Here is a 13614-nt window from a genome sequence, read left to right as displayed (position 1 = left end):
GACCATCGAGACTTGTTTAGAACGGTTCGAGCGGAGTGAAATGGCAGAGGCGGACGTCGATACCGTCGACCTGGAGACGATCGTTCAGGGAGCCCATGAAAAGCAGGAGCTTCGGCTCTGGCTGCGCATGCTTTCCACGACAAAACTCATCTCGCAGGAGGTTCGCCGGCGCCTGCGAAACGAGTTCGGCGCAACCCTGCCGCAGTTCGATCTGATGGCCCAGCTTTACCGCGAGCATGGCGGGCTTCGCCTTGGCGAATTGTCCAAGCGCACGATGGTGACCAACGGCAATGTAACCGGGTTGGTGGAGCGGCTTGAGGCAGATGGCCTCGTCGTTCGCGAGACCCCGGATGACGATCGCCGCGTGACCGTGGCCAAGCTGACAGCCAAGGGGGATGACCTTTTCGCCACCATGGCCGCCGCTCACGAGAGCTGGGTGCGTGATATGATGGCCGATCTCGACCCGGCGGACGTCGCAGCCCTCTGGTCCCGGATCGGAGCTGTCAAGACTTCCGTCAGCAACCATCTTTCGGGCGCGGACTTCGACTAGCCGATACGCCGTGGCTGTTCAGCGGGTCTTTTCAGCCTGGAAGCGCTTCTCCAGCAGGCTGACCAGCCGAACCATCGGCCACAGGAATATGATATAGACCAGTGCCGCGCCGATCAGCGGCGTCGGGTTGGCATAAAGCGCCTGCGCGTCGGTTGCTTCTTTGAGCAGTTCCGGCAGCGCCACCGTCGAGGCGAGTGACGTATCCTTGAACATCGAAACGCAATTGCTGGTGGTCGGCGGAATGACGATGCGCAGCGCTTGTGGCAGAATGACCTTGCGCAGCGTTACCAGGAAGGGAATGCCGAGAGCGGCTGCCGCTTCGAACTGGCCGCGCGGGACGCTTTCGATGCCGGAGCGGAAGATTTCGGCCGAATAGGCGGCCATGACGATCGAGAAGGCAAGAACCGCGGAAGCCCAGGACGAGAGGCGGATGCCGAGGAACGGCAGCGCATAGTAGATCAGGATCAGAACCACAAGCACGGGAACCGCGCGGAAGACGTCGATGTAGATCGTCGTCAGCAGGCGCAGCGGTTTTGGCGCGTAAAGCCGGATTAGGCTCACGATCAGCCCGGCGGGAACGCCGACGGCGATGGCCAGAAGTCCGAGCAGGAGCGTGTTCCCCAGACCGCGAAGGAGTGCCGGCAGGCTGGACAGCAGGACATCGGCGTTGAAGAAGGTCTCGACCAGCGACATGAGCATTCCTTGCAAGTACAGAGTAAGGCATCACGCCGGCCAGAGGCCGGCATGACGAATTCAAACTCGGTTGCGAGCTTATGCCTTCGGGATCGGCAGTTCGGTGACTGTTGACGAACCGGCCGGTGCATCGCTGCCGAACCACTTCTTGTGGATCTTGGCGAGCGTGCCATCCTTCTTCATTTCGGTGATGGCGCCGTTGATCTTCTCGAGCAACGGGTGATCCTTGGACATCATCAGGCCGTACTGTTCGCCGGTCTTGATGCGATCCTTGACGGTAAAGCCCTTCATCTTGACGAAGAGGTACTCCATGCCCGGGATGTCGCTGATGACGGCATCGACGCGGCCAGCGCCGAGATCGAGGAACATTTCCTGCTGGGCGTTGTAGCCCTTGACGTCCCCAAAACCGTTGGCTGCGGCATTGTCCTTGACCCACTTGTCGCCAGTCGAGCCGGAGAGCACGCCGATCGTCTTGCCCTTGAGGTCGCCAAGTCCCTTGATGGTGCTATCAGCCTTGGTGGCGACACCCATGTCGGAGTCGTAGTAAGGCTGCGTGAACGACTGAGACTTCAGGCGATCCGGCGTAATGGTGATCGAGGAAATCGCTACGTCGATCCGCTTCGAAGTCGTGCCTGCAAAGAGGGCTTGGAAGCCGTAGTCGGCGATTTCCGGCTTCAGGCCGACGCGCTTGGCAGCTTCGGTGACAATATCGACCTCAAAGCCTTCGAAGGCACCGCTGTCGTTCTTGTATTCGAAAGGGGGGTTGCTCGGATAGGAACCGACGTTCAGGACATCGGCAGCATAGGCAGTGGATACTCCACCGGCAAGGCCGATGGCGGCCGCAAGGGCCAACAGGTTTCGACGGGTCAGGCTCATTTTTTATCTCCCTCTGGTTTATCGGCCTGCGCCGGGTTTTGCCGGCGCCGGTATTTCCCGTTCCGCCCTGCGGCGGAGCGTCATTTCATCGCGTCGACCATGCGATCAAGCGCAATTCTTATCTGTTCGATGTCGCGGAATACGCACATGCGCAGGAACGCTGCGGAAGAATTGCCGAAGAGATAGCCCGGCGCCAAACCGACGCGGGCCTTTTCAAGAATATCCGCACAGGCTTCGCGCGCGTCGGCGCGACCCTCAAGGGCAAAGAACGCATACATGCCACCCCGCGGCTTGTCGGGCAGGATCATGCCAGGGATTTGGCCAAGGCGCTCGTAGGCGAGATCGAGACCAGCCTTCGCCCTGCCACGGATTTCCTGCACAAGCGGTTCACCTTCGGTCAGGGCGGCAACGGCGCCAGCCTGGATCATCCCTGCCGTGCCGCTGTTCATATACTGCGTCATCGCCGCAAGCTGATCGGCAATGCCAGACGGGTGAGACAGCCAGCCGATCCGCCAGCCGGTCATCGCCCAGGCCTTGGAGAAGCTGTTGATCGAAATTACACGATCGGTATCGTCGGCGATCTGCAGGATCGAGGGCGCGACATTGCCCTCGAAATAGAGGCGGCCGTAGACTTCGTCCGATATGATCCAGATTCCGGTGCGTCGGCTGAACTCTAGGAGCGCCTGCATCTCATCCGCACTGGCCGTCCAGCCCGTGGGATTGGCCGGGGTCGACAAAAAGATTGCCCGCGTGCGGGCATCGCAGGCGGCAAAGAGCTTGTCGAGATCGAGGCGCCAATCGGTATCGAAGTCGAGCGAAACAGGGCGTGGCTCGCCGCCAATCAGATGGATCGCATTGTGGATGTTCGGCCATTGCGGCGCGACATAGACGACGTTCGTGCCGATATCGACGAGAAGCTGCAGGGCAATATAGAGCGCCTGCATGCCGCTCGGTGCCACGGTCGTCCGTTCGACAGGAATCGGTCGGCCGTGCAGGTCCGACTGATATCGGCTGAGAGCCTGGTTCAACGCCTCAAGGCCACGCATGTTCGGAATGTAAAAGGTCAAACCGTCATCCAGCGCCGCCTTGGCAGCCTCGCGGATGAAGGCCGGCGTCACCATATCGCCTTCGCCGTACCAAAGCGGGATGACATCCCCAAGTTCGCGGGCGCGCATCGCCAGCGCTGCGATGTTCTCCGTTCGGAGGTCGCGAATCTGTGCGCGGATACCCTCGAAGGCGTGGCGGGCCTTCGCTGTTTCCGCGGAAAGTGGTGACGCCAAAAAAGACAAGGATCAGTCCTTACATTTCTGGCCGAACGCCTGCTGCTCGGAAGCAAGGATCGACGTTCGGCGGGGAAACGTTATTCGAACTCGGGCGCAATTCAAGAGAAATTTTAAGTTTCAAAGGTCTCGCAGGCGCCCGAGACGGTTTTGTCGTCAGCGGCTTCCCGCTAGACTTTCCGCTTTGTAAGAACCTCGCCCAGCACTTTATCGAAGCGGGCGATTTCCTCCATCTTGTTGTAGTGAACGAGCGAGACACGAATAGCGCCGTGCTCCATCGACAGACCAAGCCGCTTCATCAAACGCGGCGCAAACATATGACCGTCGCGCAAGCCGATGCCGGCCTCTCCCATATCCGCTGCGATCTGCTGCGGCGTGACGCCGGGAATGTTGAAGCAAATGGTCGGAACGCGCTGGGAAAGCCGCTCTTCGTCGGAGATCCCGTAGATCACGGCGCCGTGCTTCTTCAGGACGGCGATCATTTCGCGAGACAGCGTCAATTCGTACTCACGGATCGCGCCCATCGCGGCCGCCAGCGCCTCGCGGCGCGAATGACCGGTGCCGGACAGGAAACGGCGACCGAGGGCTTCGAGGTACTTCACGGCAGCATTCATGCCTGCGACGTTCTCGTAGGTGAACGTCCCGACTTCGATCTTGTAGGGCGGCACATCAGGGATGAAGTCCTCCTTGAACGTCGGAAGCTTGCAGAGCGCGTCGTAGCGTCCCCAAAGGAAACCCATGTGCGGGGAAAAATTCTTGTATCCGGAGCAGACCAGATAGTCGCAATCCCATGCCTGAACATCGATCAGGCCATGCGGACCATAGTGGACGCAATCGAGAAACACCTCTGCGCCGGCGGCATGCGCGAGCTTGCCCACGGCTTCCACGTCGACAATGGTGCCGATTGAATGCGCCGTGACCGTGCAAGCGACGAGACGGGTCTTGTCGTTCAGGAGCGGCTTCAGATCCTCGACGTGCAACGTGCCGTCTTCGCGCATGCGCCACCAGACGACCTTGGCTCCGTCCGCTTCAAGCGCAAGCCAGGTGGCGATATTGGCGTCGTGGTCCATGTCTGTGACGACGATCTCGTTGCGCTCCTGCAGCATCTTGGCGATACCGAGGCTGACGAGCCTGATGAAAGACGTCGCGTTGAGGCCGAAGGAGATTTCTTCCGGGCGAGAAGCGTTGACGAGGAGCGCGACAGTTTCGCGGGCCTCATCGAGATTGCGGTCCACGCCTTGGCTGTGCTGGTATTTTGCCATCCGCTGGACGTTGAAGTCGACGAGATGGGTCGCAACGGCGTCCACGACGGCCTGGGGAACCTGCGCGCCACCGGCATTGTCGAGGAAAATGAAGTCACCCGCCTTCTGTATGGCAGGGAACATGGCGCGGACTTCGTCGACGGGGAAGCTGTTCTGGCCCGTAAAGCCCTTCGTGGAAACCGATACACTCATAATCGCTCCTGCAATGCCGATGATATGGAACTGTCGCGGATGCTAATGTCCTGGCGTCAGTGTTTGATCATTTGATCACAAAATATTTGATGGTTCAACTAATTTTGGAAAGCAAACCACGCGCGGTTCGGATCTCTGGGCTAGGGAAGGGCTAGTCGCGACTTCTGCTGCAGAAATTTCTAAGAATCTCATGTGTGTGTCGGATGTCGTCTACGACGGCTTGGCGAGCAGCGGCAAAATCCCCGGCTTTCAGAGCCTCGATGATAACGCCGTGGAACCCGGCCGGATCGAGCTCTCCCTTGCGGATCAGCGGACCGACGGAGCCCGCGAGCAAGCGCATATAGGGACCGAGCCGAAGCCAAAGCGTGTCGATCAGCTGCAACAGAACCTCGGATCCCGACGCACGATAGATAGTGAAGTGGAAGCGTTGATTCATTTCGATGAGTTCGTAGACGTTCTCTCGCGCTGTGGCATGCTGCTGGTCGGTAATGGATTCGAGCAGCGCGATGTCGACGGGCGTCAGCCGCGGGCCACCGAGCTCGGTGGCAAGGCCCTCAACCGCTATTCGAGCGCGCGCAAGATCGTCCAACCGCGCAGCGGTCACCGGCGGGATGCGCGCCGAGCCGTTCGGAGCAACCTCGAGCGCATTTTCCGCTGCCAGGCGACGCAGCGCTTCACGAACCGGCATGTTGCTGGTGCCGAATGTTTCCGCGAGCGAGGCTATCGTCAACGTCTGCCCGGGATCAAACCTACCGGTCATGAGGGCATTGCGCAGTTGCTGGTAAACTGCCTCCTGGATCGTCGTCCGCGATGAAACAGGGCCAAGGGCCATCCGCACTATCCTATTCTTCTTGCAATGGAGTTTTGATCCGAGGCGCCGATCCTATCCGCGCTTGAAACCCTTCTTCAAGCATCCTCCGATCGTTCACTGTCTGTAGCCGGCCTGCATAAGCAGCGGCAGGACACGATCGCAGAAGAAGGGCAGCTCCTGCGTATAATTGACGAAGGAAAGCGCGATGCCGGCGTAGCCCTGCTGTGAGATGGCGATCATCTCCTCGGTGATGCGCTCCGGTGTTCCAACGAGCGGATAGCTGCCGGCACCGCCGGCAAAGCGCTGACGGTAGCGATCGTAAGCCTCGCGGTCATGTGATTGCGAGAACTCCTTCTTGCTGGCCATATGGACATCGACCGCCTCGTGATCGGCCAGCGTAACGGCGTAGCGATGATAGTAGTCGTCTGCCTCGGCCTGCGTCTCCCGGCAGACGACGTGGCACACCGTATATACGCCGACCTCGCGTTTATTGGCTTCGGCGCGGGCGCGGATGTCGGCTACAGGTTTTCCTGCTTCGCGGATCTCCGAGAAGGTCGTGAACAGGTAGTCGCAGCTCCTGGCTGCAAAATCCCGCCCCGGTCCGCCGAAGGCCGCGTTCATCGTGACCGGACGGGGGCTTTGCAGGCTCGCGGGCCGGCTGATGGCCTGCGTCAGCTTGTAATAGGTCCCGTTGTAGTCGAACGGCGCATCTGCCGCATAAGCATGCTCCAGCACCTGAAGCCATTCGTCAGCCTGATCATATCCTTTTTCGACCAGCGACGTGCCGAACATGGCAAACTCCTTAGGATTCCATCCGCAGACGATATTCAACCCAGCACGTCCGCCGCTGACATGATCGACGGTCGCCAGTGCCTTGGCGGCATAGAGCGGGTGGACAAGGGGCACATGGACGGTCATGAACAATCCGATCCGCTCGGTGGAAGCCGCAAGGGCGGCTGCCCAGGTGAATGTCTCAAAGGACCACTCGCGCACGCGGTTCTTGCCCCCGAAACCCCGCCAGCGGGCGATTGGAAGCAAGAACTCCAAACCGGCGCGATCGGCGATCTGCGCGGCCGTCAGATTGTCGGCCCAGCCCGCGGTCCAGCGCTCGGGGACGTCCGTGATCGCAAGGCCGCCATCGGCGTTCGCGGAGAAAACGCCGAGTTTCAGGCGATTTGCGCCTTTGAGCGGATGCTGCTTCACGGTACTGCTTCCTCTGTGTCGAGCAGCTTCGCGCGCTGCCTATGCCTTAGCTTGACCATGTTTTCGGCTTGAGCGCAAATTGCTTTATGTTTAAACCTTCTCGATCGTGGACCACGGAAGCCGACCGGAGATGCTGACATGAATGATTTTCGTACGCAGTGCCTCAATCGGGCGTTGCTCGTCGGCACCTTTTCGGCGATCCCGCATCCGGTGGCCGTCGAGGTGATGGCGCAGTCCGGGCCTGATTTCATCTGCATTGATTGGGAGCACGCCCAGATCGGCCGCGAGCGTATCGAGGATCTGGTGCGTGCGGCGGATGTCCATTCGGTCACGGCGATGGTGCGCGTTCCCGGTCATGCTCCGGAAGCGATTGCGGCCGTCCTCGATGCCGGCGCCGGGGGTGTCCTCGTCCCCAGGGTTTCGACCGCCGAACAGGCCAAGGCCGCCGTGTCTGCCACTCGCTACCCACCGATCGGCAGCCGCGGCGTTGGCCCCGGACGAGCGGCGGGCTACGGCTACCGCATCCCGGACTATCTGGCGAAGGCCAACGAGACGCTGGTGCTGGCGATACAGGTCGAGACGGCCGAGGGGCTGGCCAACATCGAGCAGATTGCCGCCGTTGAAGGCGTGGATCTGATTTTCATCGGTCCCGGCGATTTGTCGGTTTCTATCGATGCCATGGGACCGGCCGGCCAGGAAAAGCTGGACCGCGCGATCGGCACGATCACGTCCGCGGCCTTACAAGCGGGTCGCGCCGTCGGCATCTTCCGGCCGTCGCCCGCCGATGTCGGCAGATGGCGGCAGGCAGGGATCAGCTTCTTTGTTCTTGCCAGCGACACCATGTTTCTCGGTGCGGCTGTTTTCGATAATCTCGCCGCAGCACGCAAGGCAGGCTCGGCCTGATACCTGCGCGCCTCGATCCGTCCATTCATGGTGGTTGATTGTCGCCTAGACGTAGTTGCTCGCGATCGGCGCGATTAGAGGTGAATTCCGGCATGCGGGCATGCAAAAAGCAGGATAATGGAACTATATAAACGAGCGTACTTCGATCGACAGCCGCACGATTCCTCTACGCGGCCGGCGCGCCCAACCGTAACCACGCAATGTATTAATTCATAAAGCGATATTTGACCCGCCATGAGCAACAGCAGCTACACCCCGCCTCAGCAAGCAGCCTCCAATATCTCGCAGACCGGCCGCGCGCTTTCCTGGAACATTTTCTTATCGACCTACCTGCCGGCGCTGATCTTCGCCCTTGGCGCCGGGATCGCTGTGCCTGCCGTTCCCACCTTGGCGAAATCCTTCGACGTAGACTTCAGCGTGGCCAGCGGCGTCGTGACCGCTTTCTTGCTGGGCAACCTTTTCGGGACTATTCCTTCCGGATGGTTGATTGATCGTCTCGGGCGTCGTCCTGTCATGATCGCAGGGCCTCTGCTGACGTCGCTTATGGCGTTTCTGGCGGCCTTCGCATTTTCGTTTCCGGAACTACTGATCCTTCGGTTCCTTGATGGAGTTGCGGCGCAGATGTGGTTGATGGCGCGGTTGGCGGGGATTTCTCATCACGCGCCAGCCCAGCAGCGCGGCAAGCAGGTGAGCTGGATGTTCGGAATGAACAACACCGGGGCGCTGGCCGGGCCGGTCCTCGGCGGGTTCATAGCAGGCACTTGGGGCCCGAGTGCTCCTTTCCTCGCCTATGGACTTCTTGCATTGATCGCTTTCGTGCCTGCGTTTTTGTTCGCCGCCGATACGCCGCGCAACAATCCAGACGTCGGATCGAATAGCAAAGACAGCAAAGCACCTCCGTTAACGGCATGGGAGATCATCCGGCCACGTCTTCCCTACTTCGGTGTAGCTCTCTTTGCCGGGCTTACCCGTGGCCCGATCATGGCCGACCTTCTGCATCTCTATGCTGCCTTCACCTATCATCTCGGCCCCCAGCAAATCGGCTATCTGGCAACCGGTGCTGCACTTCTCTCTTTGCCGATCGGCTTTCTGGCAGGCTGGATGATGGATCAGTTCGGCCGCAAGCGCACAATGGTGCCGGGCTTCAGCGGTGTCGCGGTCGCGATGGCAGCGCTCGGCCTGTCGACACTGATAGGCCTTGGCTTCGTCTGGTACACGGTTCTGTTTTTTATCGCTGTAGCGTTACAGGCGCTGACCGGCGGATCCATTCAAACGGTTGGGGCCGATGTCGCTCCGCCGCAGGCGCGCGGACGTTTCCTCGGCTTGTGGCGCTTCACCGGCCAGGGCGGAACGACGCTGAGCCCGATCATGTTCGTCGCCATGTCCGAATACTTCGGCTATCCAGCCTCATTTTTCTTTACGGCATTATCGGCGGCGGCTGTGGCCACCTTGCTCATCCGCTATGTCCCGGAAACAGGTGTTGCAAAAGCACGTCAGTGATGTGGCGTATCGTGAAGCGGCATCGAAGCGATGTAAGCTCTAGAAGCCTAAGACATTGTTGCGACAATTGAGCGCGCATGATGTAACACGATCTGCGCCAGCGGCTAACCCGCCAGTCAGATGCCCGCAGTGCCTCCTCCGAATATCCCAAAATCGATTCAGGAAAAGCGGGGCGTGCAACGCTTTGTATCGGTCTTTTCGGCGGTCAGAAATTCCCTTCGTCGCACCGCAGCAAAAACGCTCAGCTCTCGCCACCAGTGTCGCGCGCAGGCTCCGCAGAGCCTGCGCAAGCGGTCCAGCGTCGTTTCTCAACCCACGAACTCACATAGTAAAGAGAGCGGCCCCACCGCTCAGTCCCGCGCCTGCGGCGGTCATCAACAGGTGCTCTCCGGACTTCAGTGGCTTGTGTCGATGTTGGATGGAGAGGGACAAAGGAATGGTCGCGGCCGACGAGTTGCCGAATTCCGCGATCGTGCTGACGACCTTGCGCTCCTCCAGAGCCAGATTGTGGCGAACCGCCTCGCAAAGGCGGACATTGGCCTGGTGCGGAATGAAGCGGTCAACGGTAGAGACTGTTACAGACGCATCGGTCATCGCCTGGCGCGAGGTCTGCGTCATGAGATCGACAGCCCGGGAAAAAACCTCTCGCCCATCGCGCATTGACATCAGGGCCTGATCCGCCGGGATCTCCGGAGAGAAAGGCCTGTTGCTGCCGCCCGAGGGAATGCCAATCAGATCGTAGCCACTTCCATCAGACGCGAGGACGGCTGCCCTGAGGCCGCTTTGCCCGTTGCTGCAGGGGGCAAGCACCACCGCACCAGCGCCGTCCGCGAACAGGGCGGCGCTGGCACGTTCCGCAGGGTTGATGCGGCGGCTTAAAATGTTGGCTGCGACGATCAGCACTGCGCGACCGTGCGCACGCACGAAGCCGTCAGCGAGCGTCAGCGCGTAGAGGAAGCCCGAACACGCTCCGGCAAGATCGATGGCGCCGGATTTCTCCAGTCCGAACTTATAGGCCAGAAGCGGTGCAGACGGCGGCAGCAGATGATCCGGCGTCGAGGTCGCAAGCAGGGTCATCGCGATCTCGTCCGGCGCAACGCCGGCATCCTCAAGGGCCATTTTCCCGGCTTCGGCCGCAAGACCGCTCAACGTGTCTCCCTCTTTTGCCCAGCGGCGGGATCGGATGCCGGTGCGTCTTTCGATCCAGCCCTCTTCGAGACCAAGGCGGGCTTCGATTTCCGCATTGTGCACGATGCGGGATGGAACGGCATGACCGAATCCGGCGAAGCGGGAAGACAGCGGTGTCAAGATACCGTCTCCTCCAGAACGAGCGAGACGACCTCGTCGATCGCCTCATAGGCCGCCGCGATATCCCCGGCGCTCGCGCAATAAGGCGGCATCAGGTAGATGACGTTTCCGAGCGGGCGCAAAAGCATTCCGCGCTCGCGGAACATCCTGCGCATACGGGGTCCCACTTCCGCCAGGTAACCGCCGGAGGGTACTGCGAGATCGAGGGCGGCGATCGTCCCGCACTGTCTGACGTTTGCAAATCGCTTGTCGTTCTCGAAGCGTTGCAAATGCTGCGTGTGCTGCGCTGCAAGCTCGGCGATCCGGGTTTCTACCGGCTCGTCGCGCCAGACTTGCAGATTGGCGACAGCCGCCGCGCAGGCGATTGGGTTGCCCGTGTAGGAACTCGAATGGAAAAACGTCTTTCGGCGGTCGTAGGACAGATGGGCTTCGAATATCTCTCCGGTGCACAGAGTTGCCGCGAGGGGAAGCGCACCCCCGGTCAGCCCCTTCGACGTACACAGGATATCCGGCGTCACACCTGCCTGTTCGCAGGCAAAGCGCGTTCCGGTGCGACCCCAACCAGTCATCACTTCGTCGGCAATGAATAGGCAACCGTATCGGCCGGCGATGTCCTTCAAGGCGGAGAGGATGGCACTGCCATAGATCTTCATGCCGCCCGCGCCGAGCACCAGCGGTTCGACCAGAATTGCGGCGACCCTGCCTGAGCGGCAGATGGTCTCGAACGCATCAAGGGTTTCCTGTTCGCGACCTGGTTCGGGAAAGGGAAGGCGGTCCACGCCGAACAGCAGCGGCTCGAAGGGCGCATTGAACACGCCACGCTCTCCCGCGGACATAGTACCGATCGTGTCGCCATGATAGCCGTGTTCCATCACGACAATACGGTCACGCGCGACAGAGCGATTGTAGAAGGTGCCGAGCGCCATCTTGATCGCCACCTCGACCGCCGTCGATCCGCTGTCCGAGTAGAAGACGTGCTGCAGTCCTCGAGGGGCGAAGTCGAGCAGACCTGCCGCGAGGGCTTCTGCGGGCTCGTGGGTGAACTCCGCGAAGATGATCTGGTCGTAGGCCTCCGTCGTTTCGCGGATTGCAGCCATGATGCCGGGATGGCGATGGCCATGCGTAATCACCCACCACGACGAGATTGCGTCGAGGAAGCGATTGCCATCCTCATCGAACAAATATGCGCCTTCTGTCGCGACGATGCGCTTCATCGGCGCTTCGAGGGCATGCTGTGTAAAGGGGTGCCAGACGGGTGAGGGGATCACGCGCGTGCCTCCATCAGGGATGCAGTATCGAAATTCTCGCGGAAGGCGCGGCTTAGGTTTTCCCGCGTCAGCCTTTCCACGAACGGCAACCGGCCCAAGACTTTCACCCGCCCGATGGCAGCGATGGTGGCCTGGGTATCGGCATTTTCCGCGCCAATGAACGCCACGCCGCAGATAGGGATGTCGCGGTTGCGCAGCGCCTCGATGGACAGCAGCGAGTGATTGATGGTGCCGAGCGATGTTCGGGCGCAGAGGATGACGGGAATGCGCCAGCGCGCGAAAACATCGGCAAAGACGGTCTTTTCGGTGAGCGGAACCAGCAGGCCACCAGCCCCCTCGATGACCAGCGGATCGGCACAGGTCGGCGGCTCAAGCTTGGCCATGTCGATTTCCACGCCGTCGAGACGCGCCGAAAGGTGCGGCGAGGCTGGAACGGTCAGGCGATAGGCTTCCGGCAGGATGTGTTCAGCGGGCAAACCGCTTAGCCTGGAGACTACGTCACTGTCCGTCTCGCCCTCCAGACCAGATTGCACCGGTTTCCAGTATCGGGCGTTGAGCGCACCGGCCAGCGCTGCGGCGAAGACGGTCTTGCCGATGCCGGTATCGGTACCGGATACCACGAAACGGGCGGTCATCTCCTGTGTTCCTCCATGGCGGCGGCGAGGCAATCCAGCATGGACGCAATCTGCTGCGGATCGACGTTGAGGGTGATTGACAGCCTGAGACGCGCAGTGCCCTCAGGTACGGTCGGCGGTCGGATTGCGCGGATGTCAAAGCCTTCGGCCTGAAGGATCTCGGCAATTCGTACGGCCCGAGCGTTATCGCCAATCAGGACCGGCTGGATCTGCGACCGGCTCGGCTCCATGCCGAACCGTCTTGCCAATCCTTCGCCGACAAGTGCGACGAGGCGTTCCAGAGCTTCGCGGCGGTCAGGTTCTTCCTCCACCATCTGTAGGGCCTCTCGCACACCTGCCGCCATGAGAGGCGAGGGCGCGGTGGAATAGATGAAGGCGCGGGCACGGTTGACAAGATAGTCCGCAAGGACGCCCGGTACTGCGAGCAAGGCCCCCGATACGCCGAGCGCCTTGCCGCAGGTATGCAGGGCAAGCACGTTCTCCCGGCCCTCCAACCCTGCCGCAAGCCCCTTGCCGCCCGCGCCGAATACGCCGGTCGCATGGGCTTCGTCGATCACCAGAAACCCTTCGTGACGGTCGGCGACGTCGACAAGTTCGGCGAGCGGGGCCTTGTCTCCATCCATGGAGTAGAGGCTCTCGACCGCAATCCAGGGCCGGCCCCTGCCGCCGTCCTTGCGCCAGTTTCGGATTGCCTCATCGAAGGCGTTCGCATCGTTATGCGAAACACTGACACCCGCCGCCTTGCTGGCCGAAATGCCCTCATGGGCGCTGGCATGGATCAGCGTGTCGTACACGATCAGATCGTCGCGTTGGGGCAAGGTCGAAAACAGCGCGGAATTGGCGGCGTAGCCGCTGCCGAAATAGAGCACGCGATCAGCGCCGAAAAAAACGGCGGCTTCCGTCTCCAGCGCTTCGTGTTCCGGGTGGTTGCCGCGCAGCAGGCGGGAACCGCCTGCACCCGCCGGAACGCCTCTCTCCATTGCGGCCATGATCGCCTCTTTCAGGCGGGGCGCGCCTGCAAGAGCAAGGAAATCGTTGGAGGTGAAGTCCACGCCTCGTTGCGGCGAAAGACTGCGTAGCCTCGCCTTGCGCTGCAGGCCCTCAAGTGTGGCTGCATATCCGGACAGCATTGG

General features: G+C 60.9%; 13 protein-coding genes. 3 read left to right on the top strand and 10 right to left on the bottom strand.

The window, feature by feature from the left end; translation table 11 throughout:
* The first annotated feature begins 40 nt into the window (after positions 1-40).
* Positions 41-550, top strand: coding sequence for a MarR family winged helix-turn-helix transcriptional regulator (locus tag ACPYOJ_RS15095; protein ID WP_481416978.1), 510 nt, complete (start codon positions 41-43; stop codon positions 548-550).
* Between the two features lie 18 nt (positions 551-568).
* Here the strand turns inward: ACPYOJ_RS15095 and ACPYOJ_RS15090 are convergent, their stop codons facing one another.
* The 6 genes from ACPYOJ_RS15090 to ACPYOJ_RS15065 all read right to left on the bottom strand — a co-directional run bounded on the left by ACPYOJ_RS15090 (position 569) and on the right by ACPYOJ_RS15065 (position 6867).
* On the bottom strand, positions 569-1243 hold the full coding sequence (locus tag ACPYOJ_RS15090; RefSeq protein ID WP_481416977.1) for an amino acid ABC transporter permease: 675 nt from the start codon (positions 1241-1243) through the stop codon (positions 569-571).
* A gap of 78 nt (positions 1244-1321) precedes the next feature.
* Positions 1322-2119 carry an ABC transporter substrate-binding protein gene (locus tag ACPYOJ_RS15085; RefSeq protein WP_481416976.1) on the bottom strand — a complete coding sequence of 266 codons (798 nt, stop codon included), beginning with the start codon at positions 2117-2119 and terminating at the stop codon, positions 1322-1324.
* Between the two features lie 80 nt (positions 2120-2199).
* Positions 2200-3408: a pyridoxal phosphate-dependent aminotransferase gene (locus ACPYOJ_RS15080; protein ID WP_481416975.1), complete on the bottom strand. Its 1209-nt coding sequence runs from the start codon at positions 3406-3408 to the stop codon at positions 2200-2202.
* A gap of 161 nt (positions 3409-3569) precedes the next feature.
* Positions 3570-4853, bottom strand: a complete 1284-nt coding sequence (locus tag ACPYOJ_RS15075; protein ID WP_481416974.1) for a cysteine desulfurase-like protein — start codon at positions 4851-4853, stop codon at positions 3570-3572.
* Between the two features lie 151 nt (positions 4854-5004).
* A complete protein-coding gene (locus ACPYOJ_RS15070; protein WP_481416973.1) occupies positions 5005-5685 on the bottom strand; it encodes a GntR family transcriptional regulator in 681 nt (226 codons plus the stop codon).
* Positions 5686-5778: 93 nt separating this feature from the next.
* Positions 5779-6867 (bottom strand): LLM class flavin-dependent oxidoreductase, encoded by a 1089-nt coding sequence (locus tag ACPYOJ_RS15065; RefSeq protein ID WP_481416972.1) that lies wholly within the window; start codon positions 6865-6867, stop codon positions 5779-5781.
* A gap of 138 nt (positions 6868-7005) precedes the next feature.
* Between ACPYOJ_RS15065 and ACPYOJ_RS15060 the strand changes: the two genes are divergently transcribed.
* Positions 7006-7770: an HpcH/HpaI aldolase family protein gene (locus ACPYOJ_RS15060; RefSeq protein ID WP_481416971.1), complete on the top strand. Its 765-nt coding sequence runs from the start codon at positions 7006-7008 to the stop codon at positions 7768-7770.
* Positions 7771-8004: 234 nt separating this feature from the next.
* A complete protein-coding gene (locus ACPYOJ_RS15055; RefSeq protein ID WP_481416970.1) occupies positions 8005-9270 on the top strand; it encodes an MFS transporter in 1266 nt (421 codons plus the stop codon).
* A gap of 321 nt (positions 9271-9591) precedes the next feature.
* On the opposite strand, the gene ACPYOJ_RS15050 is transcribed toward ACPYOJ_RS15055, so the two are convergent.
* Genes ACPYOJ_RS15050 through ACPYOJ_RS15035 form a run of 4 tightly spaced genes read right to left on the bottom strand, consistent with a single transcriptional unit; the run spans position 9592 to position 13611 of the window.
* Entirely contained in the window at positions 9592-10578 is a 987-nt protein-coding gene (locus ACPYOJ_RS15050) for a beta-ketoacyl-ACP synthase III (protein ID WP_481416969.1), read from the bottom strand.
* Entirely contained in the window at positions 10575-11846 is a 1272-nt protein-coding gene (locus ACPYOJ_RS15045) for an adenosylmethionine--8-amino-7-oxononanoate transaminase (RefSeq protein WP_481416968.1), read from the bottom strand. Before ACPYOJ_RS15045 ends, ACPYOJ_RS15050 begins: the two co-directional genes overlap by 4 nt.
* On the bottom strand, positions 11843-12481 hold the full coding sequence (bioD, locus tag ACPYOJ_RS15040) for a dethiobiotin synthase (protein WP_481416967.1): 639 nt from the start codon (positions 12479-12481) through the stop codon (positions 11843-11845). The genes ACPYOJ_RS15045 and bioD overlap by 4 nt, the downstream gene beginning before the upstream one ends.
* Positions 12478-13611, bottom strand: a complete 1134-nt coding sequence (locus tag ACPYOJ_RS15035; protein WP_481417005.1) for an 8-amino-7-oxononanoate synthase — start codon at positions 13609-13611, stop codon at positions 12478-12480. Before ACPYOJ_RS15035 ends, bioD begins: the two co-directional genes overlap by 4 nt.
* Between the last annotated feature and the right edge of the window lie 3 nt (positions 13612-13614).

Source organism: Rhizobium sp. SVR5-9E, assembly GCF_056755095.1.
This window is presented reverse-complemented; position numbering and strand designations above follow the sequence as displayed.